The organism is Halobacillus sp. Cin3, assembly GCF_947311855.1.
Taxonomy (GTDB): domain Bacteria; phylum Bacillota; class Bacilli; order Bacillales; family Halobacillaceae; genus Halobacillus; species Halobacillus kuroshimensis.
In genome coordinates this window covers 1,358,836-1,385,763 of the sequence record NZ_CAMZMV010000001.1, presented here as the reverse complement: position 1 = coordinate 1,385,763, position 26,928 = coordinate 1,358,836, and the positions used below count along the sequence as shown (strand labels likewise).

General features: G+C 47.3%; 18 protein-coding genes and 2 tRNA genes. 16 read left to right on the top strand and 4 right to left on the bottom strand.

Going from position 1 to position 26,928, the window contains the following annotated elements:
• The first annotated feature begins 10 nt into the window (after positions 1-10).
• The 6 genes from QMA39_RS07410 (at position 11) to QMA39_RS07385 (ending at position 13,919) form a co-directional block, all read left to right on the top strand.
• Positions 11-535: a metallophosphoesterase gene (locus tag QMA39_RS07410; protein WP_206935386.1), complete on the top strand. Its 525-nt coding sequence runs from the start codon at positions 11-13 to the stop codon at positions 533-535.
• 114 nt (positions 536-649) lie between these two features.
• A tRNA-Gly gene (locus tag QMA39_RS07405) sits at positions 650-723 on the top strand.
• A 13-nt stretch (positions 724-736) separates the two neighbouring features.
• Positions 737-810: transfer RNA gene (locus QMA39_RS07400), tRNA-Arg, on the top strand.
• 381 nt (positions 811-1,191) lie between these two features.
• On the top strand, positions 1,192-10,554 hold the full coding sequence (locus tag QMA39_RS07395) for a carboxypeptidase regulatory-like domain-containing protein (RefSeq protein ID WP_281658304.1): 9,363 nt from the start codon (positions 1,192-1,194) through the stop codon (positions 10,552-10,554).
• Positions 10,555-10,794: 240 nt separating this feature from the next.
• Entirely contained in the window at positions 10,795-12,279 is a 1,485-nt protein-coding gene (locus QMA39_RS07390) for a carboxyl transferase domain-containing protein (RefSeq protein WP_281658303.1), read from the top strand.
• An 11-nt stretch (positions 12,280-12,290) separates the two neighbouring features.
• Positions 12,291-13,919, top strand: coding sequence for a class I adenylate-forming enzyme family protein (locus tag QMA39_RS07385; protein WP_281658302.1), 1,629 nt, complete (start codon positions 12,291-12,293; stop codon positions 13,917-13,919).
• Positions 13,920-14,064: 145 nt separating this feature from the next.
• Here QMA39_RS07385 and QMA39_RS07380 read toward each other — a convergent pair whose 3' ends face one another.
• Both QMA39_RS07380 and QMA39_RS07375 read right to left on the bottom strand, forming a co-directional pair.
• Positions 14,065-14,955, bottom strand: a complete 891-nt coding sequence (locus tag QMA39_RS07380) for a YitT family protein (RefSeq protein ID WP_027955232.1) — start codon at positions 14,953-14,955, stop codon at positions 14,065-14,067.
• Positions 14,956-14,967: 12 nt separating this feature from the next.
• Positions 14,968-15,360 (bottom strand): thiol-disulfide oxidoreductase DCC family protein, encoded by a 393-nt coding sequence (locus QMA39_RS07375; RefSeq protein ID WP_281658301.1) that lies wholly within the window; start codon positions 15,358-15,360, stop codon positions 14,968-14,970.
• Between the two features lie 123 nt (positions 15,361-15,483).
• Here QMA39_RS07375 and QMA39_RS07370 point away from each other — a divergent pair, with 123 nt between their 5' ends.
• Both QMA39_RS07370 and QMA39_RS07365 read left to right on the top strand, forming a co-directional pair.
• Positions 15,484-15,657, top strand: a complete 174-nt coding sequence (locus QMA39_RS07370; RefSeq protein WP_281658300.1) for a hypothetical protein — start codon at positions 15,484-15,486, stop codon at positions 15,655-15,657.
• Positions 15,658-15,750: 93 nt separating this feature from the next.
• On the top strand, positions 15,751-15,909 hold the full coding sequence (locus QMA39_RS07365; protein WP_281658299.1) for a hypothetical protein: 159 nt from the start codon (positions 15,751-15,753) through the stop codon (positions 15,907-15,909).
• Positions 15,910-15,954: 45 nt separating this feature from the next.
• Here QMA39_RS07365 and sda read toward each other — a convergent pair whose 3' ends face one another.
• Positions 15,955-16,104, bottom strand: coding sequence for a sporulation histidine kinase inhibitor Sda (gene sda / locus QMA39_RS07360; protein WP_277988129.1), 150 nt, complete (start codon positions 16,102-16,104; stop codon positions 15,955-15,957).
• A 342-nt stretch (positions 16,105-16,446) separates the two neighbouring features.
• Here sda and QMA39_RS07355 point away from each other — a divergent pair, with 342 nt between their 5' ends.
• From QMA39_RS07355 to QMA39_RS07320, 8 genes are all read left to right on the top strand, one after another.
• Positions 16,447-17,427 (top strand): tetratricopeptide repeat protein, encoded by a 981-nt coding sequence (locus QMA39_RS07355; RefSeq protein ID WP_281658298.1) that lies wholly within the window; start codon positions 16,447-16,449, stop codon positions 17,425-17,427.
• 150 nt (positions 17,428-17,577) lie between these two features.
• Positions 17,578-18,864: a trigger factor gene (gene tig / locus QMA39_RS07350; protein ID WP_206935372.1), complete on the top strand. Its 1,287-nt coding sequence runs from the start codon at positions 17,578-17,580 to the stop codon at positions 18,862-18,864.
• 324 nt (positions 18,865-19,188) lie between these two features.
• The gene (gene clpX / locus QMA39_RS07345) at positions 19,189-20,466 is read left to right on the top strand and encodes an ATP-dependent protease ATP-binding subunit ClpX (protein ID WP_027955236.1); all 1,278 of its coding nucleotides are present in this window, start codon (positions 19,189-19,191) and stop codon (positions 20,464-20,466) included.
• Positions 20,467-20,724: 258 nt separating this feature from the next.
• Complete coding sequence (gene lon / locus QMA39_RS07340) at positions 20,725-23,055, top strand: endopeptidase La (RefSeq protein WP_281658297.1); 2,331 nt, start codon at positions 20,725-20,727, stop codon at positions 23,053-23,055.
• Positions 23,045-23,632 (top strand): ribosome biogenesis GTP-binding protein YihA/YsxC, encoded by a 588-nt coding sequence (yihA, locus tag QMA39_RS07335; protein WP_281658296.1) that lies wholly within the window; start codon positions 23,045-23,047, stop codon positions 23,630-23,632. The genes lon and yihA overlap by 11 nt, the downstream gene beginning before the upstream one ends.
• A 229-nt stretch (positions 23,633-23,861) precedes the next feature.
• Positions 23,862-24,689: a transporter substrate-binding domain-containing protein gene (locus tag QMA39_RS07330; RefSeq protein WP_027955239.1), complete on the top strand. Its 828-nt coding sequence runs from the start codon at positions 23,862-23,864 to the stop codon at positions 24,687-24,689.
• Positions 24,690-24,768: 79 nt separating this feature from the next.
• Positions 24,769-25,434 carry an amino acid ABC transporter permease gene (locus QMA39_RS07325; RefSeq protein ID WP_051254688.1) on the top strand — a complete coding sequence of 222 codons (666 nt, stop codon included), beginning with the start codon at positions 24,769-24,771 and terminating at the stop codon, positions 25,432-25,434.
• Positions 25,435-25,462: 28 nt separating this feature from the next.
• The gene (locus QMA39_RS07320; RefSeq protein ID WP_027955241.1) at positions 25,463-26,185 is read left to right on the top strand and encodes an amino acid ABC transporter ATP-binding protein; all 723 of its coding nucleotides are present in this window, start codon (positions 25,463-25,465) and stop codon (positions 26,183-26,185) included.
• A gap of 55 nt (positions 26,186-26,240) precedes the next feature.
• Here the strand turns inward: QMA39_RS07320 and QMA39_RS07315 are convergent, their stop codons facing one another.
• Positions 26,241-26,723, bottom strand: coding sequence for a DUF5668 domain-containing protein (locus QMA39_RS07315; RefSeq protein WP_027955242.1), 483 nt, complete (start codon positions 26,721-26,723; stop codon positions 26,241-26,243).
• Positions 26,724-26,928 lie beyond the last annotated feature (205 nt).

Below are 26,928 nucleotides of genomic sequence, written 5' to 3'. Positions count from 1 at the left end.
GGGATGAAGGATGCCGAAAGTACTCATCATCAGTGACACACACGGACTAACCGACGAAGTAATTGAAGTGAAGAATCGCCACAGCGATGTGGATGCTATGATCCACTGTGGCGACTCCGAGCTCTCCTACGGATCGAAGGAGCTGGAAGGCTTTCATTATGCCAAAGGAAACTGTGACTTCGAACCCGAAATGGAAAACGATCAGGTTTTCACTGTCGGAGACATCACATTCCTCGTTACGCACGGGCATTTGTTTCAAGTGAAATCCACCCTCATGCCGCTGTCCTACAGAGCAGAAGAGGCTGGAGCCCAGATCGCCTGCTTCGGACATTCTCACATTGCAGGAGCGGAAAAGGTGAAGGATACCCTCTTCATCAATCCTGGAAGCGCAAGACTTCCACGGGACCGCGAAGAACCGACCTACGCCATTCTGGAGTGGGAGGATCTCGATCACGTCCGCCTGCAGTATTACCATGTGAACGGGCAGAAAATCGACGGTCTCTCCATGGAAACAGCAGTAGCAGCAAAGAATTAAAATTCTTTGCTGCAATCTGTTGACATATGAGCGAATCCCTAATATAATAATTCTTGTCCGCTTCAAAAGGACGTTCGAAAATTTCTTTTGAAACACACATACATAGCTTTACATGCGGGTGTAGTTTAGTGGTAAAACCTCAGCCTTCCAAGCTGATGATGAGGGTTCGATTCCCTTCACCCGCTCCATACATATTTATTTGTCCCAGTAGCTCAGCTGGATAGAGCAACAGCCTTCTAAGCTGTGGGTCGGGAGTTCGAATCTCTCCTGGGACGCTAATATAAAACGCTGAAACCTTTGAAAAGGTTTCAGCGTTTTTTTATGTCTTAGGTATTGGCTCACAAAAATTATCTGTGAATACCTTTCGTTTTTTTAAATTCTTTCCATGACCTGCATGTTGAGATTATTTTGTTTTCTAAAGTCCTCTCACCATGGACTTGCACTATTTTATATTAAAATTTTTCCTTTTTTTTAAAATTTTTACTTGTTGTTTCTATTCAGGCCCATATTGGATTTATATAGAACTGTCTTTATGGGTGTTTCGCCTCTATGGATGTGGCTGGTTTGGTAGTTTTCTAAAAATAGGCGTGCGGACAGTCCAAGAGTCTTATTTGAAATAGACTAGTAAGATAAAGCGAAGAAAGGGAAGGGAAACTATGGCATTTCCATCTAACGATCAGTTTCAGCCATTTATATTAGGAGCAGAACCGATTTATGACTTAGTGGGGGATGAGAATCCTGATTATGTAGATATTGTAGGAGACTCGCAGTACCCGGCGGGTTTTTTCTCCTATGATGGGGAGAATATTTATTTCAGAATTCGCTTGAACGACGATCCACTTAATAATCAGGGCACGGGATTCAGGAACTCAGCATGGGGGGTGTTGGTGAACACCTCGGGGGCACCGGGAGTTTACGATTGGCTGGTGAACGTCGATGGGTTGGATACGAGTATCAACCTGATTGAAAACACCGTCCAGGAATTCAATTCCTGGACAGATTCTGCAGAAGGGACCGATGGGAGCGGAACACCTAATTACTCAAGACCGATCGTCAACTTTGACGTTGCTCGTGCGGTCATGACCAATGACGGCTCCGATTTTGGTGGAGATCCGGATTACTTCATCGATTTTCAATTTTCAGCGAGTGTTTTCTTTCAGACACTCGGAATAACTGAAGAAACTCCGTTGCAATTTTTAATCTTTTCTTCCGCGAATGCGAACAATTATAATAAGGATTCCCTGCGTGTGAACGAAGATTTTGAATTTGTGGACGCCTTCTCTAATCCCGTTTCACCTGAAGACGGAGATATCCGTGCGGTATTAGAGACAACGAAGACAATCATTGCTGGTCCTTTGTCCATCCTGAATGGGGAAGAAGGAATATGGGACCTGGAAGTTACGGTAACGAACACCGGCAGGTCATTAGCTCGTCAGATTGTCGTAGATGATCTGATCCAAATCGATTTACTGGCGAGTGTAAGTAATATCTCTGCATCAACAGGAAGTGCGGTTTACAATAGCGCGATGACCACATTGTCGTGGGATATTGGAAATCTAACACCAGGGGCTACTGCTTTATTGACCTATACAATTGTAGGAATTTTTACAACGCCAGGCACTCAGCCTTTGAATACGGTTACGACGACAGGTGTAGATGATTATAGTGGTGAACAGCTGCCGGATGAGGTTGTAACGAATCTGATCGAGGTACAGGTGGATGGAGCTATTACTGGTCAGGTCATCTCCGGGGAGACTGGATTGCCATTAACGGGGGTGACCGTCGAACTGCGAGATTCGATGAACGTGTTGGTGGCGACGGTGGTGACGAATGGAAATGGTGAGTACTCTTTAAATGGAATCGCCCCAGGAGATTATACGGTAACGTACGTATACCCAGATTTCATGACAGTAGTCGAGCCGGTTACCTTGAACAGCGGCGAAATCGAGGTGATCAATGTATTATTGAATCCGGAAGATGGATCGATTTTAGGAACTGTGATTTCCTCTGGAAATGTGCCTTTACCAGGGGCTGAGGTCAACCTCATCGACAGTTTCAATGCGATCATTGCTACGGAAGTTACGGATGTGCTAGGAGATTATGTATTCAACTCCGTTTCACCCGGGAGTTATGTTCTTACGGTAAGTGCCCCTACGTATCAGGCAGAGACGAGAGGGACCTCGGTTCAGTCCAATCAAACGACAATCGAGAACTTTGAACTGGCAGGATCACCGGGAACAGTCACAGGAACCGTCCAAACAGATGCGAGCGACCCGATTCCAAGTGCAGTAATTGAAGTATTGGATGCCGGCAACAATGTCATCGTATCGACGACTACGGATGCCCTGGGGGTCTATTTCATTGATGCCTTAGCTCCGGGTACTTATACGCTGCGTACCACTGCAACGGGTTATCAAACGAGTTTTCTTGGATTCTCTGTGGAACAGGGAGAAATGGTAAACCAGGACGTGACCTTGGTCGATCAACCCGGATCATTAAGTGGTGAAGTGACAGATGACGCTACCGGAGCATCGATTGAAGATGCAACGGTTCAAGTGGTTAACCAGAGCGGGGTGACGGTGGCATCTGTTCTTACGGATCCATTTGGAAACTACACTATTCCGAGTCTTCCTCCTGGATCTTATACGGTGACGGTCAGTCATGCGGGATATGCTGTGCAAACCGTCGGGGCTATCATCACTCCAGGTAATGTAACAACCTTAGATGTTCAGTTGTTAAGGAATGCAGGAGATCTTGAAGGAATCGTTGAGGATGGAAATAATCAACCGCTCAGTAATGCAACTGTCCAACTCCTTCTCAACGGGGTGGCGATTGCTTCCACCTTAACGGATATCACAGGGGCGTATTCATTACCTAATTTGGAACCTGGGAACTATAACGTTCGTGCTTCGGCTGTAGATTATCAAATCCAGGTCCTCGGTGCCCAGATCAATGAAGGAGACATCACGATCGTCAACTTCACCTTGCTTCCACAGCCCGGCGTTCTTGAGGGTACCATTTTGGATAATGGGATGTCCGCAGTACCGGGTTCGGTGATAACGGTGAGAACGGATGCCGGTAATGTTGTTGTGGCTACCGGAGTTACGGATGAAAACGGGTTTTATACGATTCCCCAATTAGCTCCAGGGTCCTATAATGTAACAGTTACTGCGCACAATTATCAGTCGTCCTCTCAAGGAGTATTCATTGATTCAAATATGACGTCTACCGCCGATTTCACCCTTTTGCCTAATCCAGTTTCCATTGAAGGGACGGTCATTAATAATCAGACTGGGGCCCCGCTTACGAGTGCGGAAATTGAAGTCAGAATTTTGGATGCCAACGGTTCTGTCATTCAAACGACGTTTACGGATACTAATGGGAATTATTTGGTGGATCAACTCGCCCCAGGGACTTATACTTTATTTGCTTCTTTTCAGGGATATCAGACGAACTTCTCTACGGTTACTATTCCACCTGGAGGTATGGAGACGGTCGACATCGGGATGACGCCGAATCCAGGAACTATCATGGGGACAATCGATTCTCTGCTATCCGGAGACCCAATTTCAGGAGCGGTACTCAAGGTCATCGACCAAAACAATGTGCAGGTTGACAGTGTGGTTGCCGATCAAAATGGCCACTATACCATTGCGGGTCTCCCACCAGGCAGCTACAGTATCGTGGCCAGCGCAGAAGGATTTGAAACAAAAGTCGGAGGAGCGATCGTTCTTGCAGGTTCGACAAGCGTTGTCGACCTTTCCTTGGATGTGCAGCCTGGGACGATCATCGGTACTATCACTCCTGTCCAACCAAAAACACTTGTTCAGCTTTATTCAGCTGAGAATGTCTTTTTGATCAGTACACTCGCAGATGCTGCTGGAAACTATGAGTTTATGAATTTAGCACCAGGAAGTTATATCGTTTCAGCAAGCGCACCTGATTATTCTACAGTGTCGGCAGGGGCATTGGTCGTATCCAATCAGTCGACAACTGTCGATTTGACATTGAATGCAAATCCAGCTTCCTTCTCAGGGCAAGTTGTGGATGAGGGCGGCGAACCGATTGGGAATGCGACCATTTCAGTCTTGGACGCGAACGAAACCCCGATAGGAATTGCAGGGACGGATGCGGATGGTTTTTATTCCATCGCTAATATCCCTGCTGGGCCTTCAACGATCGTTATTAGTGCTCCCGGATACAGTCTTGTCCTATCTGAAATCATTCTTCCTCCTGGGGGAGACGTGAGCGATGTGGACTTTGTATTATTGGCGAACCCAGGTGGGATTAACGGCGAAGTCACAGATGCTGATACAGGGAGTGCCCTGCCTAATGCGGTCGTCGTCGTCAGAGAGTCAGGCACAGAAGATCAGGCTGTGGCCACAGTGACCACAGATCCGTTTGGAAACTATACGGTAACGGGTCTTTCTCCTGGAAGTTACACGATCACGGCTTCATTGACCGGGTACGGAACTCAGACATTCGGTGTAACGGTAGTCAGTGACATGAATGCGAATGGCAACATTGCGCTCTCCCAAGTACGAGGGTCTATCGAAGGCCAACTGATAGATTCAGATGGTAACCCTATAACTGGTGCGGGACTTCAGGTCCGATTGCTTAATGAACTGAATGTCGTGATCGCAACGACACTCGCTCAGCCTGATGGGAGTTTCCAATTTGAAAATATTCTCCCGGGCTCTTATATCGTTTCGGCAAATGCAACTGGATATCAGTCAGGATCAGTAGGCGTAACGGTAGAAGCCGATGAAACATCCCAGGCAACCCTTTCACTTGCCCCTTTTCCTGCAACTCTTACAGGTCAGGTGCTCAATCAATTGACAGGAATAGGAATCGACGGAAGCTCCGTCACGGTTACGGATCCGTTCACAGGCAAGATCATAGGGGATACGTTCACAGATGCTGATGGGAATTTCATCCTGAATAATCTTGCGGCAGGTTCCTATAACGTGACAGCTTCTGCATCAGGGTTCGGTTCTGTCTCCACCTCCGTTCTTCTGGAATCAGGAAATACAACAGCTGTAGTCCTGTCTCTCTCTCCGAATCCCGGGGAAGTAGCAGGTTCAGTAAGTGATCGAATGACAGGGGAACCATTGGGAGGGGCCAGTGTAGAAATATTCGATGAAACCGGGGCGTTCATTTTATCCACCTCCACGAATTCGAATGGGAATTTCAGTGCTTTTGGACTTTCGCCGGGGAACTATACGGCGATGGCAAGTTTGGAAGGTTATAGCAGCCAGCTTATCGGATTTACAGTTGTTTCTGGAGAGACTTCTGTAGCGAGCTTTTCATTGGATCCGGACCCTTCGACAATACAAGGGATCGTGACGGATGAAAACGGTGGTCCTTTAGCAGGGGCAGAAATTGTAGTCAGACAGTTTACTTCAACAGGTCCTATTATTGCGACAGCCACTACAGATACCAATGGAGATTATTTGATTACATCCCTCCCGCAAGGGTCATATGTGATCATAGCTAAAGCGATTGCCTATGCACAGGAAACTTCTTCTGTGCTCCTGGAACCTGGAAGCACGGTCACTGAGAACTTTGTGTTAATGGGGCAGCCGTCTGCTGTAGAAGGAGTGGTTTCGGCAACAGGATCAGGAGATGTTTTAGAAGGTGTACTTGTGCAAGTGTTTGATACAAACGGCGTGTTGGTTGCAACTGCCCAGACCGGAGCGAATGGTACGTATCGGGTGGATGGGTTATCCCCGGGAGAGTATACCGTAGCATTCTCTCATCCGGACTACCAACAGCTGAGCGTTCGTTTTACCGCTATGGCTAATGCAACGACAGTGGTGGATGCTGGCCTGGAACTGAATCCGGGTGCTATTGCCGGGCAAGTGCTTGATCCAGATCGCGTTCCGTTAACAGGAGCTTCTGTTCGAGTGTTTCCATCACGTGGATTACTTCCAATTGCTACATTGGTTACAGATGGAACCGGTAGTTTTTCGATTTCCAGTCTGACACCTGGATCATACCTTTTAGTTGCCACTTCAGAAAACTATTCCACTTCACAAACGGGCGTTACAGTTTACCCGAATGAAACGTCCAGCGCGACCATCCTATTGTCTCCGACCCCTGCTGGCATCAGTGGTAATGTTCGGTCATTGTCAGGGACACCTGTTCCTAATGCATCAGTTGTCGTTCTGGATCAAAATGAAACAGTACTCGAATCAACAGTCACCGACGGAGATGGAAATTATGGATTTTCCAATCTGCCCCCAGGAAATCTTCAGGTGGTCGTAAGAGCTGCTGATTTTGCAGGAGCTACCCAGGGGGTCATTCTCGAAACTGGTGATCAAATTGAACATGTTGATTTTGTTTTAAACCTAAATCCAGGGAGTGTCCAAGGACAGGTAACAGATGCGGTGACAGGCCTTCCGGTAGTTGGAGCAATCGCCGTTATAAGGACAGTTGCCGGAGTACCGGTAATTGTAGCCTCAAGTTCTACAGATGAAAATGGAAACTATTTTATTGACGGATTGGCCTCTGGGTCCTATTCCATTTCCTGTGCGGCTTCTGGCTATGCAGTTACTACGGTAGGCGCGATTGTAGGAAGCGGACAAACGACAACAGCAGATTTGTCCTTGTCTCCTGTGGTTGGGACGGTAATAGGAGTCGTGACTGACCCTGATGGTCTTCCAATCCTGGACTCGAGAATTGAAATCAGAGTGTTTGACCAGGCGGGGAATTTGATAGAAACGGTGTTGGGAGATGCTCTTGGAGAGTTTTCTGTTTCTGATTTATCTCCTGGGTCTTATACGCTTTCTGTAACCGCACCGGATTATGCTGCAACCACTGTAGGGGTGACAATTGAAGCTGGAGAGACATCTATTGTGGGCATTCCATTAGGGCTGACCCCTGCACGTGTTCTTGGTCAGGTCATAGATGCAGCAACCCTTGATCCAATTGGGGGAGCGCTTATTACGGTCACTGATGTAAACGGCCTTCCGATAACTGGGGCTGTGACAGATAGTGAAGGGAACTTTTCGATTTCAGGACTTCCGCCTTCGCCAATGATCATCTCTGCTGTTGCTGCAAATTATGGGGCGGCATCCGCAGCTGTGCTGTTATCTCCAGGTGCTGTCGTTACAACGACTCTGGCTCTTCAGCCAAATCCAGGAGGAGTGGCAGGGAGCGTATCGTCGGAAGACAGTGGGGATCCGATTGTTGGCGCAGTGGTCGAAATTATTGATCGCACAGGAGCGTTGATAGCTACGGTAGTGACAGACCCTGATGGTGCTTTTCAATTTAGTGGTTTAGCGACAGGTGTATACCGTCTGAACGTGTCAGCTGAAGGTTTTGGTAACGCCAATCAGGATATTGAGGTCATTTCGGGACAATTGGCACAGACCGATTTTTCATTATCCGAAAATCCAGGGCGTTTGGAAGGGTTGGTCATTGAGCAAGACAGTGGTGTACCTGTTATAGGAGCGACAGTTGTTATTCGGGAGGGGTCTCCGACAGGTCCGGTTGTAGTGGCAACCGCCACTGACAGTGACGGGGATTTTGCAGTTTCTGGGTTAACACCGGGGGTCTATGCTGTTACGGTTTCCTCATCTTCGCTTCGTTCACAAACGGCAACCATCAGCATTTCCGCAGATGCCACTTCATTCGTAAGATTTGAGCTTTCTCCGGGTCCAGGAACTTTGGAGGGAGTTGTTACATCATCGGTTTCTGAAGTTAGACTAAGAAATGTTGCCATTTTCGTAATCGGGGATGAGGGTACCTTAATTGTAACGACTCAAACAGACGATGAAGGAAGATACCGTGTGGGAGGCCTGGAACCAGGGACTTATACGGTTGTCTTCTCTAATCCTTCCTACCAATCAATGAGTATCGGAGGGGATATCTTTGCCGGGCAGACAACTGTAGTCAATGCGGGTTTGAGCCCTGATCCGGGAAGAGTGGAAGGTTTCGTGTTCGATGCATTTGATGAGCTTCCTCTTTCGGGAGCGGTCGTCCAACTGTATCCTGTCCAAGGTTTAGTTCCGGTTGCCACTGCCGTTACAGATCAAGATGGATCCTATGTTTTTGAAGGAGCTGCGCCCGGAAGTTATATCCTTACCGCTGCTATTGCTGGCTATGCTGCGGCTACCACAGGTGTTGTAGTGCTTGCAGGTGAAATTGCCTCTGTTGACCTTTTCCTTGTAGAAGATCCAGCTTCTATTAATGGTACGGTAACAGATATAAACGGCATGCCGATCCAAGGGGCATCTGTAAGAGTCGTGGATCGGAATGGAACAGTTGTGGGAATAGGGTTCACCTCTGCCGACGGTGCATTTGCAATCGGAAATTTACCGCCTGGTTCCTACACTCTTATTTTCAGAGCCGCAGGCTTTGGAGATTTTGTAACAGGTGTGATTTTGTCCCAAGGAGAGGCGACAGTCGTTGATGCTGTACTAGAAGCATTTGCTGGAACCGTGACAGGAATAGTGTTTGATACGAGGACCGATCTGCCGGTAGCTGGTGCTCGTCTAGAGGTAAGGCGCCTGGAGGATGGTTCAACGACTATCGTTACAGGTACCAGTTCAGATTCAGCGGGAGCTTATATAGTAAGGGGGCTGTCTCCGGGGGTTTATACAATTACCGCAAGCGTTACTGGATATGGAACGAATATCGTGACAGTAGTCGTAGAAACGGGTGAAACCGAAAGGATAAACATCCCATTGAGCTCTCTGTCAGGAGGGGTGGAAGGTCAAATTTTGGATGCTGCAGGTGACCCTTTAGCAGAGCAGGGGATCAGCATTCAGGTGTATGATAATGATGGAAAGCTGGTGGAAGCCGTCCTAGCTGATCCTTCAGGAAACTTTGCAGTAGAGAACTTGAGCCTTGGGGAATATGTGTTGGTGATTTCTGCCCCTGGTTATGGAACAGCAGCGGTAGAGGTTTCCATTGTAGCAGGTCAAACCTTGGAAGTAACCATCATTCTTGAAGAAGATCCCGGAACATTATCGGTCAGTGTTACGGATGCCGAGACAGGGGATCCGGTCACAGGGGCAAGTGTAACCGTCGCGCTTCCTGATGGGACGGTGGTCGGAGCAGGGACAACAGACAGTAATGGAGATGGATTGATAACAGGTCTGCCACCAGGAGAGCTTAATGTATTCACAAGTAAGGAAAATTATATCGTTGACCTCCAAATCGTGGAGATCGATCCGAACGTAGTACTTGAGTTGAGTGTTTCCCTGGACCCTATTCCATTAGGACGGGTGATTGGTCAAGTCGCCGATGAAAGGACAACGGCTCCTATCGCAGGGGCAGAGGTGGATCTTATTAATAGTGACGGGGTTACCATCGCTTCCACGACAACGGATCAAGACGGTTTGTTCCGTTTTGAGGATGTCCCATCAGGAACGTATCGTCTTCGCATGACACGGCCAGGGTATGAGGCTGACACGATTACAATCGAGGTCGTGGAAGGAGAAACCACCTATGTCAGGGAGGAATTGGCGTTTTCAGATCCATGTATCCTTAATCAGCGCAAAGCTTCGTGCACCGTAGAAAATCTAAACTGCCGGGAAATCAGTGATCCGAATAATAGAGAGGTTGTACTAGTGAATCTGCCGAATGGCGAAGAGGTACCCCTTGAGATGGTGCGTATCGTAACGAATTTCGACATCACTATAACTATAATAGGGACAGATGGAATCTGCGTCAGTGATCCTGTAGAACATTGTGTTTATCATCAAGTATTGATGTGTGCACCGAGAGGTACTGTCATCGATTGTTCCGTAGCTGTAGCGGGCTGTCAGGTGGAACTGGTCTGTCGAAACGGTAGATTGAATAATGTAGTATTGGGTTTATTGCTGGAACAAAACCTTCAATCACAAATGTCGGGAGTGATTCACATTGAACAAATAGATCGATCGGGGGAAATAAAGCAGAGAGAGGGGTGTATTAGAGTGACACGTGTATTGGATTGGGTCCGAGCATGTGTAGAAAAAGAAATTATAATCAGTGGAGAAGGATTGACCTTCTCATGCGGGTTTGAATGATGGAGAGTAGATAATTTTTTAGAACCACTATCAATCATAGAACAAGGTTTATGATTGATAGTGGTTTTGTAATTTCAATTGGAAAACTAACTGGAAAAGCAAAAAGCTTTCACAGTGTAATATATCAGGTCACCCTTAAAAGAATTGAATTTTCAGATTAATTAACCTATACTTACAAATATAAACCCTATATTTTTTGACCACTACATACCAACCAGTCAGTATCTAAAGGAGGCTCTTATGAAAACAAACGAAAAACAAACCGATTCCTCTACAGAACAAAAGGCTATCAAGCTTACTGCTCATGAAAGAATTCACCTGCTTGCTGATGACGGATCCTTTCTTGAACTCGGAAAATCTGCCCATTCATCTGTCCCGGGAATGGAAGAACGGACGCCTGCCGATGGGCTGATCGGCGGTTTGATCCGTGTCGATGGCCGGGAAGCGGTTGTTCAGGCGATGGATGTGAGTGTGTTATCTGGAACGGAGGGGGAGGTTCATCTCCGGAAGAGTGAGTATTTTCATCAGTACGCGAAAAAGAGGAAGCTGCCGCTTTTTAATTTGTGTGAAGGTGGTGGGCTGCGGATGCCGGATGGGATGGGTTCAGACGGAATCAGTGACAAGCTTTTTCCGAACTGTCTGCTGGATCACTCCAGAGAAACCCCGACCCTTACCGCCATTCTTGGGGACAGCTTCGGCGGTCCGACGTGGATGGCCGTGACATCGGATTTTGTCACACAGGTGCGCGGAACGGGAATGGCCGTTGCCGGGCCGAGGATGTTGGAGATGGCGAGTGGAGAAGAGATTACAGCCGAAGACCTTGGGGGGCCTGATATGCATGCGGCATATACCGGACAGATTGATCACGTCGCTGAAACAGAGGAAGAAGCGATAACGGCTATGAAGCGGTTTTTCAGCTATCTGCCTTCTTCATATGAAGACACGCCTCCTTTTAAAGTATCTGTGCCTTCGCCCTCATCTTCAGGGGAAAACGCAGCGGCTGTTGTTCCTTCGAACATGAGACGTCCGTATGACATGAATAAACTCATTCGTGAGATTGTCGATCCGGAATCCTTTATGGCTTACCGACCTTTTTACGGAAAAGCACTCCTGACAGGTCTTGCGCGTATGGACGGGCGAGTAACAGGAGTGGTGGCGAGTCAGCCGCTTCATATGGCGGGAGCTCCAGGGCCGGAGGAGTGTGATAAGGCGGTGGATTTCATCTGCCTCTGTGATTCCTATCATATTCCATTGATTTTTCTTCATGATACTCCCGGGTTCAGGATCAGCAGTCAGGCAGAAAAGCGGAAAATGCCTTCAAAGATTATGAATTGGAATACGGCGCTTGCTAAATCCACTGTTCCCAAGTACTCCATCGTCATTCGCAAAAGCATTGGAGCGGCTTATGGAAACATGGGTGGTCCAGGCATGGGGGCGGACGTGGTGGCTGCCTGGCCGGAGGCTGAAATTAACTTTACCGGCCCCGACGTCGGTGTGAATGTTGTTTATGGAAGGCAGATCAAGCAGGCGGACAATCCTTCTGAAGCCCGTGCGGCTTATCTGGAACAGTGGAGCTTCGACAGCTCACCAGCGAAAGCCGCGGGTAAGTTCTTGATTCAGGAAATCATCGAGCCGGAACAGACCCGGGATTTTCTGCTTCGGTTTTTACGAACGGCGTCGGATAAAAGTGAAAGACGGCTGGCAGACTGGCCGATGTCCACATAAGGAGGAATCGAATGAAAAGCGAAATGAAACGGCATCAAATAGAGAACATGTACCCTCTTGGAAAACACCCGCTTCTCGTATACGTCCAACACCACGCAGAGGAGCGCCCGCATGAGGCTGCTTACTTTTATTATGGATCCACACTGACGTGGGCGGAGCTTTTGAATGATATTGAAAAGATGGCTGGATTTTTGTCACAGAAGGGTTTTGAAAAAGGGGACCGGGTCGGGCTTTATATGCAGAACAGCCCGCAGTATATCATTGCCCACTATGCCATCCAGTCAATTGGTGGGATTGTCTGTCCGTTGAACCCGATGTACAAAGCGAGCGAATTAACCTATTTAATGAAGGAAGTCGGCATGAAAGGACTATTTACCGGTGGGGAACTGTTAAGTGATGTGAGAAAAACAGACAGCGATCTTCATGCGGTTCTTGTCGTTTCTTACGAAGATTATATCCCTGAGCAGACCGAATGGGAAGTGCCGGGTGACTTTAGGGTTCCGGATTTGAAACTAGAGAATAAGGAAACCCACTGGAGCGATGCTGTAAACGAATCGGAACCACTAAAAGCGTCTGAAAATATCGATTTGGATGATACGGCTCTGCTTGCTTTCACGTCAGGAACGACCGGTAGACCGAAAGCGGCGATGCTCACGTATGAAAATGCTTTGTATAAAACAGCAGCGGCTGTGGAAGCGAATGGGGTGGAAGAGGAAGAGACGTGGCTTGCGGTGATGCCGCTTTGTCACATTGCGGGAATGGTGATGGGCGTGAACATCCCGGCGTTTACCGGTTCCCCCTGTGTGTTGTTTGCGAGGTTTGATCCCCGGCAGGTGGTCAAAGCACTGACTGCTTACGATGTGTCGGTGTGGTACAGCATCGCCCCGATGAATGAGGCTGTGTTATCCGTGGCGGACGGGGAAAAAGCGGATGCTCTGAGGCTCAATTTGTGTACGAGCTTCGGTATGCCTGTGACAGAAGATCTGGCAGAACGCTGGCGCTCTTTTGCGCCGGACAGTTCGTTGTATGAGGCGGCTTACGGTCTGAGCGAGACGCATACCGTGGACACCTATATGCCCGGTGACGGTGTGAAATTCGGATCTGTCGGCCTTCCTGTTCCTGGGTCATCACTGGCTGTCCGCGATCCATTAACAAAAGAACAGCTGCCCCTCGGTGAGTCAGGGGAAATCGCTGTGAAAAGTCCCGGTGTTTTCAAAGGCTACTGGGGGAGGCCTGATGCGACAGCGGAAGTGCTGGTGGACGGATGGATGCATACGGGTGATATCGGTTATTTCGACGAAGACGGCTATTTATATTTCCAGGGGCGTCTGAAGGAAATGATCAAATCGTCAGGATTCAGCATTTTCCCTGAAGATGTCGAAGCATTACTGAAGGAACATCCTGCCATCTCCCAGGCGGCTGTCATCGGTGTGCCGGATGAATCAAAGGGGGAGGTCGTCAAAGCGTTCATTGTTCTAAAAGAGGAAGCAGCACTGGAGAAAGAAGCATTGATCCAATGGGCAAAAGCCCATATGGCCCGTTATAAAGTTCCGGCGTTTGTCGAATTCCGCACATCCCTCCCTCAGACCGGCGCGGGTAAAATCCTAAGGCGCGTGCTGAAAGAAGAATCCCGAGACTGAAAAAGAAGTACACAGGGGTGAGGAAAAGCAGCGCTCGTTCCGAGTGAGGCCGTACCCGTAACAGACATCCACGGATGAGCGGCACGTAACCATCCATACGAAAGAGACATCCATAGAAAAGAGGCGCAGTGAAAAGCGCCTCTTTTTAGTGAATTTCTTTTTTCTTAAAACGGCCGCCCCGCACTTCGGCGATATCTCCGATCGCCATGAAGGCTTGTTCATCGTGCTCTTGGACGAGCGCTTTCAGCTTCGCTTCCTCTAACCGGTTGATGACGCAGAAGATCACTTTTTTCTCGTCATTGGAGAAGGCTCCTTCTCCTTTCAAAAAGGTGACGCCGCGGCCGAGGCGCTGGATGATGGCTTCACTGATGCTCTCGTATTCATCGCTGATGATATGTACAGCCTTTGATTCATCCAGTCCTTTAATCGTAATGTCGATCATTTTATAAGCAACAAAATAGGCAAGCAGGGAATACATTGCCCGGTCCCATCCGAAGACGAAGCCCGCGCTTCCAAGGATGAACAGGTTGATGAACATAATGATTTCCCCGACAGAAAAGGGGATTTTGCTGCTGATCAGAATTGCAGAGATTTCTGTCCCGTCAAGACAACCTCCGTAGCGGATGACCATTCCTACACCGATCCCGAGGATAAATCCCCCGAATAATGTCGCAAGCAGAATATCATCGGTAAAGGCAGGGACCGGATGAAGTACAGTTGTGGCCGTTGAAAGGATGGCAATTCCGTACACCGTTGACCAGGCAAATGTTTTTCCAATCAAGTTATATCCAAGAAAGAAAAATGGGATATTCAATAGGAAGATGAACAGCCCGAGTTTCCATTCCGTCAAATGCGACAGGATAATGGAGATTCCGACGATTCCACCATCAATGACCTGATTAGGAACGAGGAAAATTTCCAGTCCTACAGCCATAATGATGGCACCGAGCGTGATGAAAACCGCGCGTTTTGTAAACTCCTTGGACGTAATTTTCAGATGCTGGACTTGTTGACCGCTGATGGCAGGTCCCTCCATTTATATCAATTTTTATAAAAATCGTTTACGAACATCCGGCGATGGTATAGGACAAGTAACGTCTTTTTTTCCGAACCATTTGTAACGATTGGATGCAAACCACCGGTAAAAAGCGTTGCGCAGCGGTCTTGGGATCAGAATCAAAAAGTACGTAAGCTTCCAGAATCCTTTCAACTGCCGGCTGATCGTCAAAGCGGCGGTGGATTCCAGACGGGCTTTTCCGTTCTGGATTAACACAAGACTGTCGGTGTCGTCAGGAATGTTATACTGCAAAAGCAGTTCTCGTCCCTTGTCACCTTGAAGCGATGCAAATTGAAACCGGCTGCGGGGATCTCTTTGAATGATGAACTGGACACTTTTGTCGCAGAAATGGCAGTCCCCGTCGAATAATATGATGGCACTCATACGTATCACCTCATGTATGATTATACCATTTTATGCAGGGATCCTCTAAGGAATTTCAAGAAAACGTCTGCTTTGGAAAAGCGTCACAGCGTCTCTTTTTCTCATACGCTATGGAGGGAAGGAGTGGTGGATGTGCTGCTTTTCACATATCTGTTCATCGGCGTGTTTTTCTGCTTTTTTAAAAAAGAACCGGTGCTGAAGGACAAACAGGAGCAGGCGGTATATATGTTTTATCTGCTTGGATGGATTGTTCTATGGCCGGTGTTTCTTATACGAAGACTCATGCGAGGGATTTAAAGGCAGAAACGCAAAAGATTGCCGGTCATAGTCGGAGGGTGGGTGCAGACAATAAGAGAGGCTTTAAGCCAACCGATTTGAGGAGTGATCAGGATGGAAAAGAAAAATGTGCAGTGGCTGCCGGTTATCGCTTCGGTCGGTATCGGTGCGGCCACATACAGCATGATGACTGGTCAGGCCGGACAACTGCAGAATGTCATCCCGAGTTTAGCGAAGATGTCCGGGAAACAAGGAACAACCTCTAATCAGTAAATGAAAAAGGCATGCAGATGACTGCATGCCTTTTTCCACGTCCATTTATATAAGATGTGTGGAATTCTCGGTTGGTAGTTGGATGGATCGTTTATCAATTTCTTGCGTGACTAAGTGAACAAATTCGTCGTCCAGCTGAAGCTTTACGGACTCCAGATAGGTTTCCAGCAAGGTTTGATCATCAAGCAGTGACAAAACGATACAACTCCTTAGCGTATGATTCGTTATTATTTTATTGACATTTACTTATTCTAGCAAAAAAATCTGTTTCATCATGAGTAGAAAGACCTGTTTTGCACAATTGATTGAGGATTAAGAAATTATTCTTCTATACGATTGATGCGGACGTGTACATTCCTGTTTGTTCGTGTCTAAACAACAGGAATAGCGGAAAGTGGAGAGGGGACACTGGATTTCAATTGTATTTCTGTTGTATTTGCTTTAGTATAGCGTAATAAGCTGAGGAACGATGGTTTGAACGGAGCAGCGATAGGATAGAATAAGGAAATAAGGACGTTTTTTAGGGAAGGGTGTCTTATGGAGAATAAAAGAGGAAACCTTGTGATGTTTCCTGGATGGAAATCGAGACTGGAGCAGTCGGGACTGGAGGCTTTGAAGGAAAAGCGCTACAAGGAAGCGGCTGAAGCCTTCGAACCACTTGTCGAGTATAATCAGGCCGGCCATGATGTCATTACAGGGCTCCTGATGAGCTGGATTGAGCTCGGTCATTTTGATCAGGCTGAGGAATTGTGTCAGGAGCAGATGAAGGAAACGATCGACCAGTATTACCATTACTTACATATCTATATTACGATCCTTTTCCAAAGCAGCCGTTACAGCGATATTATTGACCTGCTCGATGAAGTTTTTGAATCCGAGGACATCCCCCATCAGAGCCGTACACAGCTGTGGCAGATGTATGAAGTGAGCAGAAAGCTGTTGGAAGACAGCCGCAGGGAGCAGGGGAAGGAATTGTCTCTCGCCTTCAAGGAAGCCTTGGAATCAGATCACATACATAAGCAGTGGCAGACCCTCGATCAACTAAAGAAACAGGACCCCCATGATTATCTGGAGGAGTTTATCGTCTACCTTCAGGAACCAGCCGTACACCCCATGGTAAAATCCTCGATTTTGGAATGGTTTAGAGATGGACGTGTGGATAGAGAAGTGGCCCTGACTAAATTCGGGGTCGAGATGACTATTGTCCCCGGCCATTTATCGATGCTTCAGCATGATTACATTATGAAGCAGATCCAGATGAGGCTCGGCCAGGTGGAACAGAAAAACCCGACCATGTACGAGATGGTTAATAACCTGCTGTTTCACTACTGTTATGTTCGTTACCCGCTGTTCCCTGATGAAGAGGAAGTGCCGCTGCTCGTCGAGGCGCTGAAACAGCTCGGACATGAATACCTGCAGCTTCCATATAAACCGGATCCCCATTTAGAAGAAGTGGACCGGTATAAATCAGAAATTGAACTGTGTGAGCAGCATTATGTTTTCGTGACCGGTTCCTAGAAAAACCAATGAGGGTCACGCCTTGAAAGCAGCGGGGATTATGTTATAATGTAATGGTTGCAAAAGAGATTCGTATGTAATCAGAGTCATAGAATCAGTAAACCATCGTCTCCGGACGAAAATGTGAATAGATGTTGGAGGGAATTTTTTATGTCAGCAAAATGGGAAAAGCAAGAAGGCAATGTAGGTACATTAACAGTTGAAGTACCTGCAGGCGAGTTCGACAAAGCGCTTGATTCTGCCTTTAAAAAAGTAGTTAAACAGGTACAGGTACCTGGATTCCGTAAAGGGAAGGTACCTCGTAAATTATTCGAACAGCGTTTCGGAGTAGAATCTCTGTATCAGGATGCTCTTGATATCATCCTTCCGGAAGCTTACTCTAACGCAGTGGACGAAGCGGGCATCGAGCCGGTTGACCGTCCCGAAGTTGACGTGAAGCAGATCGAAAAAGGCCAGGACTTGATTTTCACTGCTGAAGTAACGGTGAAGCCTGAAGTGAAACTTGGCGAATACAAAGGTCTTACTTTTGAAGAAGAAAGTACAGAAGTTACAGACGAAGATGTAGACAGCGAACTGAAGCAGATGCAGGAGCGTCAGGCTGAGCTTGTTGTTAAAGAAGAAGGTTCCATTGAGAACGGCGATACAGTCGTTATGGACTTCGAAGGTTTCGTTGATGGGGAAGCCTTCGAAGGCGGCCAGGCGGATAACTACTCTCTTGAAGTAGGTTCCGGTTCTTTCATCCCTGGTTTCGAAGAGCAGCTTGTTGGTAAGCAGGCCGGCGAAGAAACAGAAGTGGAAGTCACATTCCCTGAAGAATATCACGCAGAAGAGCTTGCTGGTAAAGCGGCTACTTTCAAAGTGAAAGTTCACGAAATCAAAGGCAAAGAGCTTCCAGAACTTGATGATGAATTCGCGAAAGATGTCGACGAAGAAGTCGAATCCCTGGAAGAACTTAAAACGAAAACACGCACGCGTCTGGAAGACCAGAAGAAAACCGATGCAGACAACCAGAAGCGTGAAACTCTTGTAAACAAAGCTTCTGACAATGCAGAGGTTGAAATTCCGGATGCCATGGTCGACACAGAGCTTGACCGTATGGTTCAGGAATTCGAACAGCGTCTTCAGATGCAGGGCATGACGAAAGACATGTACTTCCAGTTCACTGGTCAGGACGAAGACGCCCTTCGCGAGCAGATGAAAGAAGATGCTTCGAAGCGTGTGAAAACGAACTTGACTCTTGAAGCTATTTCCGAGGCGGAAAATGTCGGCGTAACCGACGAAGATGTCAATGCTGAACTAGAAAACATGGCTGGCATGTACCAGACAGATGTTGCTCAGCTGACGCAGATGCTTGGCGGTAACACGGACATGATCAAAGAAGATCTGAAAGTCCGCAAAGCCATCGACGTTCTTGTCGAAAACAGCAAAGCTGAATAATACTGGTGGAAGACAAGGTGCCCGGGTACCTTGTCTTCTCATATATTTTCTTCGGAAACACCGTTTAGGCGGGGTGGTTTGTGGGGAAAATAATGATACTTCCAAGCGTTTTTACATATACTATTTAAGATGCTCAAAGGTTTGACTTATGCGTTTTATATCTACATAATGAGGGTGTCGCAGGAATTGACGGCACACCTCTAAAAGGTATTGCTTTTGTGTTTGGAGTTTATTTGGTATGATGGGCAAAAGAAGCGAAACGTTGGCGTCGTATCAGTAACTTCAGTCGCAACGATTGCGTCATTTTATTAAGGGGTGAAACGTATGTTTAAATTTAACGATGAAAAAGGACAATTGAAATGTTCTTTCTGCGGAAAGAGTCAGGAACAAGTCCGAAAACTCGTTGCAGGACCTGGCGTATATATATGTGATGAATGCATTGAATTGTGCACAGAAATCGTGGAAGAGGAGCTTGGCAACGAAGAAGAGGTGGAGTTCAAGGAAGTTCCGAAACCTCAGGAAATCCGTGACATTCTGAATGATTATGTCATCGGACAGGATCAGGCGAAAAAGAACCTCTCCGTCGCTGTTTACAACCACTACAAGCGTATTAACGCCGGAGTGAAAAATGATGAGGTGGAGCTTGCGAAGAGTAACATTCTGATGCTTGGACCTACCGGAAGCGGTAAAACACTGCTTGCCCAGACCCTTGCACGTATCTTGAATGTTCCGTTCGCTATTGCAGATGCCACGTCTCTTACAGAAGCCGGTTATGTCGGGGAGGATGTGGAGAACATTCTTCTTAAACTGATCCAGGCTGCTGATTATGATGTAGAGAAAGCAGAAAAAGGAATCATCTATATTGATGAAATCGATAAAGTAGCACGTAAATCCGAAAACCCTTCCATTACACGTGATGTGTCCGGTGAAGGTGTTCAGCAGGCGCTTCTTAAGATCCTTGAAGGAACGCAGGCGAGTGTTCCTCCACAAGGTGGACGGAAGCATCCTCATCAAGAATTCATCCAGATTGACACGACGAATGTCCTGTTTATCGTGGGTGGGGCCTTCGATGGGATCGACCAGATTATCAAACGCCGCCTGGGCAGAAAAGTGATCGGATTCGGCTCCGAGCAGGTGACGGACGAAGCAGAGAAAAAGGACCTTCTGACGAAAGTGCTGCCTGAAGACCTTCTAAGCTACGGTCTTATTCCGGAATTCATCGGACGTCTGCCGGTTATCGGCAGTCTTGAGCAGCTGGATGAGGAAGCGTTGGTTGAAATTCTTACAAAACCGAAAAACGCTCTTGTCAAACAGTATCAGAAGCTGCTTCAAATCGACCATGTTGAGCTGGAAATGGAAGAGGAAGCGCTTCGTGAAATTTCCCGTCTTGCCATTGAACGGAAGACAGGGGCACGCGGCCTCCGCTCCATTATTGAAGGCATCATGCTTGATGTGATGTATGAACTTCCTTCCCGCGATGATATCGAGAAGTGTATTATCACGAAAGATACAGTCAAAGCGGAAAACGGCCGTCCAAAGCTTGTGCTTACAGATGGAACCGTAGAGGATGACAACAAACAGTCACCGAAAGAAAGTGCGTAACGCCTGAGGGGGTTCCCCTTGAAAAAGCCGTGCTACGAATAACTGTAGCACGGCTTTTTTATAGGGGCTTTGCAGGCTCGATCCAAGCATGAAACCGTGGTTTCTGCTTATAATAGGGATACCATAAGGAAAGCTCCCCTGCCTGACTCGAGGCCGGGGCTATGCGTGTTGGCACCATCTGGTATCGTTTCGTTTACTTTCCACTTACATTTCTATATGATTAAACTACGTATCCGCATTTATCGGAGGTGCAAATAGATGACAGACAAACAAAGAAACAATATACCTCTACTTCCTCTCAGAGGACTGCTTGTCTACCCGTCCATGGTGTTACACCTGGATGTCGGCCGGGAGAAATCTGTCCAGGCCCTGGAGCAGTCCATGATGGATGATAATGAAATTTTTCTTGTTTCTCAAAAAGAAGTGAACATTGATGAACCAGCGTATGAAGACCTTTATTCCGTAGGGACTGTAGCCCGCGTCAAGCAGATGGTGAAGCTTCCGAACGGAACCAACCGTGTGCTCGTCGAGGGGCTGCACCGGGCAGGTATGGATGAATTCAGTGAGGATGGCGACTTTTACCGGGCCTCTATTAAAATCATTGAAGATGAACATGAAGATAAAAACGAAGAAGAAGCATTGATGCGCATGCTGCTCGATCAATTCGAGAAGTTTGTGAAAGTTTCGAAAAAAGTCACACAGGAAACGTACAACACTGTAGCGGACACGGATGATCCAAGCCACCTGGCTGATATCGTCTCCTCCCACCTGCCGATTAAATTGAAGGACAAGCAGGACGTGTTGGAAACCCGTAATGTGAAAAAGCGCTTGAATAAGCTGATTGAACTGATCGGCAATGAACGAGAAGTGCTGCAGATCGAACAGAAGATCGGTCGTCAGGTGAAAAAATCGATGGAGAAAACGCAGAAGGAATACTATCTCCGCGAACAGATGAAAGCGATCCAGAATGAACTCGGTGATAAAGACGGGAAAACTGGAGAAGTCGCTCAGCTGAAAGAGAAAATCGACAAGGCTTCCATGCCGGAACGGGTGGAACAGGTTGCTCTTAAAGAGCTTGGCCGTTATGAGAAGGTGCCTCAAAGTTCTGCAGAAAGCTCTGTCATCCGCAACTACATCGAATGGCTCGTTTCTCTGCCTTGGTCTGAGGAAACGGAAGACAACCTGGATGTAAACCGTGCGGAAGGTATTTTGGATGAAGATCACTACGGACTTGAGAAAGTGAAGGAACGGGTACTGGAGTATCTGGCTGTCCAGAAGCTCACCCAGACGATTAAAGGGCCGATTTTATGCCTTGCCGGACCTCCAGGGGTTGGGAAAACATCTCTGGCCAAGTCCATCGCACGTTCCATCAATCGTAAATTTGTCCGAGTATCTCTTGGTGGTGTGAGGGACGAAGCTGAAATCCGTGGTCACCGCCGGACCTATATCGGAGCGATGCCGGGTCGGATCATTCAGGGAATGAAGCGGGCGGAAACCGTCAACCCTGTTTTCCTTCTGGATGAAATCGACAAAATGGCAAGCGATTTTAGGGGTGATCCTTCTTCTGCGATGCTTGAAGTGCTCGATCCAGAGCAGAACGGGACATTCAGTGATCATTTCATTGAAGAAAACTATGACTTATCGAAAGTTATGTTCATAGCTACGGCGAACAACGTAGCCAACATCCCCGGACCGTTGCGCGACCGGATGGAAATGATTACGATCGCCGGTTATACAGAAGTGGAGAAACAGCAGATTGCCAAAGAGCATCTGCTTCCCAAACAGATTAAGGAAAACGGACTGAAGAAAAGCCAGCTGCAGGTGAGAGAAGAAGCCCTTCTCAAACTGATCCGCCGCTATACCCGTGAAGCGGGTGTCCGGGGATTGGAAAGAGAACTGGCCGGATTGTGCCGGAAAGCGGCGAAGATTATCGTAGCCGGTGACAAGCAGCGCGTCGTCGTCACCGAAAAAATGCTTGAAGAACTTCTCGGCCGTCCAAAATTCCGTTATGGACGGGCAGAGCTTGAAGATCAAATTGGTGCAGCCACCGGTCTTGCCTATACGACAGCGGGCGGGGATACACTTTCTATTGAAGTGTCCATCTATCCAGGAAAAGGCAACTTGACGTTGACGGGTAAACTGGGAGATGTCATGAAAGAATCCGCTCAGGCTGCATTCAGCTATATCCGTTCACGCGCAGCTGAGCTTGATATTGATCCGGAATTTGTGGAGAAGAACGACATCCACATTCACGTACCTGAAGGAGCGACACCGAAAGACGGGCCTTCAGCGGGTATCACGATGGCCACCGCTCTTGTTTCCGCTCTTACCGGACGTCCTGTCCGCAAGGAAGTCGGGATGACTGGTGAAATCACACTCCGCGGCCGTGTGCTTCCGATCGGCGGCTTGAAGGAGAAATCCTTGAGTGCGCACCGGGCGGGCTTAACGAAAATCATTATTCCTGATGAAAATAAAAAAGACCTGGAAGATATTCCAGACAGTATTAAAGAAGGCTTGACCTTCGTCCCTGTGAAACACTTGGATGAAGTATTGGATCAGGCATTGGCGGAGGGTGCACATGAAGGTTAATACCGCAGACATCGTCATTAGTGCGGCGAGCAGGAAACAGTATCCCAACCAACCGATTCCGGAGATCGCCCTTGCCGGGCGTTCCAACGTCGGTAAGTCATCGTTTATTAACAAGATGATTCAACGAAAGAACCTGGCCCGGACATCTTCCAAGCCGGGAAAAACGCAGACGCTTAATTTTTATATCATTAATGATAAATTCCATTTCGTTGATGTGCCCGGCTATGGGTATGCGAAAGTTTCCAAAAAGGAACGGGCCAAATGGGGAGAAATGATGGAGGAATATTTTGCCGAGCGTGAACAGCTGAAAGCGACAGCGCTTATCATTGACGTCCGTCATAAGCCTTCCGAGGATGACCAGGCGATGTATGACTATTTGAAGCATTTTGACGTGCCGGTGATGGTCATTGCAACAAAGCTGGATAAAATTAAAAAAGGGCAGCGCCATAAGCAGCTGAAAATGATTCAGGAGGTGCTGGAAATGGAAGAAGAGGATACCCTTATTCCATTTTCATCCGAAACAGGTGAAGGAAAAGATAAAGCCTGGAAAGCGATGCTCTCTCATCTGAAGGTATAAAATCAGACCGTTCTCCCTATGGGAGAGCGGTTTTTTTATGTATTTTTCTATTAAAGAGGAGGAATATAGAGTATTTATAAGGCATATGTAGTATTTATGCATTATATCCGCTGTACCCTTCTATATACCCATTTTTAGAATCTCACTAATTTTGGGAAATATTTGATAAATCGATATACTTTTAATATTACAGAACGATGACAAACAGAGAAGGGATGATACAGGGCTGATGAAGAAAATGAATGGAATGCTGCTGTTATTCATGACTCTGGTGCTTTTCCTTGCTGCTTGTGGAAGCAGTGAAGAAGGAGCTTCCGGAGATGAAGGAGACAGTGGTTCAGAGGATACATCAGAAAATAATACGGATTACGAGCTGGTGGAGGAAGGGACATTTACCTTTGCGGCGTCCGGAGAGTTCCGTCCTTTCAGTATGACAGGGGCCGATGGAGAGATGGAGGGCTTCGATATTGATGTGGCCAACGCCATTGCAGAGGAACTGGGACTTGAACCAAGTCCTCAGAAACAGAAGTTCGCAAGTATTGTAGAAGGGGTGAAAACCGGTCGTTTTGACGCAGCGGTCGCCAGCCATACGATTACAGACGAGCGTAAGCAGGAGGTGGACTTCTCGACACCTTATTATTACTCAGGTGCACAGATTTTCACCCGTGCAGACAGTGACATTGAAACCCTTGAGGATCTGGAGGGCAAAGAGATTGCTCTTTCTAAGGGATCCACATACAGTCAGTATGCAGAAGAAGTGACGGAGAATATAAAGACCTACGACAGTGATGTTGTGGCCCTGCAATCCTTGTCCAAGGGCCGTCACGATGCTGTCATTACCGATTTTCTGACCGGAAAGGAAGCTTCCGGTGAAGGACTGGATATCGAGGCGAAGGAAATGATTGAACGCAGCGAGCAGGCCGTCGCTGTATCGAAGGAAAACACAGAATTACTAGATGAGATCAATACAGCGCTGGAAACACTTCGAGAAAATGGAACCCTTTCTGAAATCAGTGAGGAATATTTTGGGGATGACATCACAACGGCTCCTGAATAAACCGTGATGTTAGACAGAAACGAAGGTGAAGAGTGCGCAGTCGCGTACTCTTTTTCATATGACAGAGGAGTTGGTGCACATGTATTTGAATGTTGTTCATTTCTGGGATTCATTGATCAGCAGCCGGGGGATGTTCTTTGAAGCGGCTCAACTGACGCTCGCCTTAACGGCTGTATCCATCTTTATTGCGATTTTCATCGGACTTATGTTTGCTTTTATGAAGATTTCCGATATCAAAGTGTTGGAATGGATAGCGAATATCTACATTTATGTAGTCAGAGGAACACCGTTGATCGTCCAGATTTTTGTTTTCTACTACGGGCTGACCGAAATCTGGATGATCAGTGGGTTCTGGTCGGTAGCGCTCGGTCTTGCCTTCCATAATGGAGCCTATATTGCTGAGATATTCAGAGGTTCGATTCAGTCGATTGGAAAAGGGCAGACGGAAGCAGGGCGCTCCCTCGGAATGAGTCAGGCGCTTACGATGCGCCGGATCATTCTGCCGCAGGCGTTCAGGCGTGCATTGCCACCGCTGGGAAATCAGTTTATTATTGGGTTGAAAGATTCATCCCTGGCTGCATTTATCGGGGTATCGGAGATTTTCGCTGTCGCCACCACTCAGGGGGCGAATACCTTTGATTACATGACCTGGCTGCTCGTCAGTGCGGTATGGTATTTGATTCTGGTCTTCCTGCTGACCCTTGTTGTCGGGGCTGTTGAGAAGAAACTGGCGGCCAGCGATTAATGGAGGAGGAAATCGATTGTCTGATTATATGATTGAAGCGAATCAATTAAATAAATATTTTGGGGACCTGCACGTCTTGAAGGATATTGACTTTCAAGTAAAGGAAAGTGAAGTCGTCGTATTGATCGGGGCCAGTGGTTCCGGGAAAAGTACGATGCTTCGCTGCCTTAATTTCCTGGAAATGAAAAATGGCGGAGAGCTTTACATTCAGGGGAAAGAAATCAATCCGAAGAAGGATAACCTGAACGAAGTGCGCCAGCGGGTAGGAATGGTATTCCAGCACTTCAATCTGTTTCCGCATAAAACGGTGCTCGGGAATGTAATGGAAGCTCCGCTGCAGGTGAAAAAGCTCTCCAAGGCGCAGGCGGGAGAGGAAGGGAAGCAGCTGCTTGAAAAAGTCGGGCTCGGCGATAAGGCGGATGTATTCCCGTCCCGCTTGTCCGGCGGGCAGAAGCAGCGTGTAGCCATCGCCCGCGCCCTGGCGATGAAGCCTGAAATCATGCTGTTTGATGAGCCCACCTCAGCACTTGATCCGGAGCTTGTCGGAGAAGTGCTTCAAACGATGAAGACCCTTGCTCAGGAAGGGATGACGATGGTCGTCGTTACGCACGAAATGGGCTTTGCCCGTGAAGTGGCCGACAGAGTCGTGTATATGCACGATGGAAAGATCGTCGAGAGCGGGACCCCACAGGAGATTTTTGAAAATCCGAAAGAAGAGCGGACACAAGCCTTCTTAAGTTCCATCCTGTAAAATAAAAACAAGGCTGTCGATGACATTCATCGACAGCCTTGTTTTTCTGCTTCCCTTATGGTTTCTTTTTAAGAAGATACAGACCGAAGGCAATCAAGGCCAGAGGCCAGAACCTTTCGAGTAAAAGGAAGAATTGGTTGATCCACTGCATCCAGGCAGGCATTGTAGGTGAAAAAAGGACGAAAGCTCCTGTTCCGAGCAGGACAAGGGCTGGAATGAGTCCTTTTTTTGTTTTTCTATACTGAAGCAGAAAGGCTGCGCCGACAATACAGAGATAAACGCCCCAGTGATCGCGCCAGAAAGCCAGTTGATCAACAGCTAGAAAATGAATCCCGAAACCAGTAACGATCGTTCCTGTAAACAGACTGGAAGTATCTTTACTCACATAGCTGTGAAATAAAAAGGCTGCGCCGACCAGAACGAGCAGGAACGGCCACGAGTAAAACGGCTGCAAGTGGGGAATATTGAGATGACGAAGAAAAAAATACGCACCCAGTCCAATGAAGAGAAACCCAAGCAGGGTATGGTTTTTATTCAATGTGCTCACATCCAGTCATTATGTAATGATAATGTTTGTTCCTTGATATTCTCCTGTAGATTTGGTATATTACAAACGAATTATAAATTAGATTCGTTCTAATCTAATAATTATAAGTATTTGATTGAATAACTCTATTTCATCCTATCATAACAGATTCAAGATCTGTTCATAATTGGGACAAAAAATCTTCCGTTATTTATGT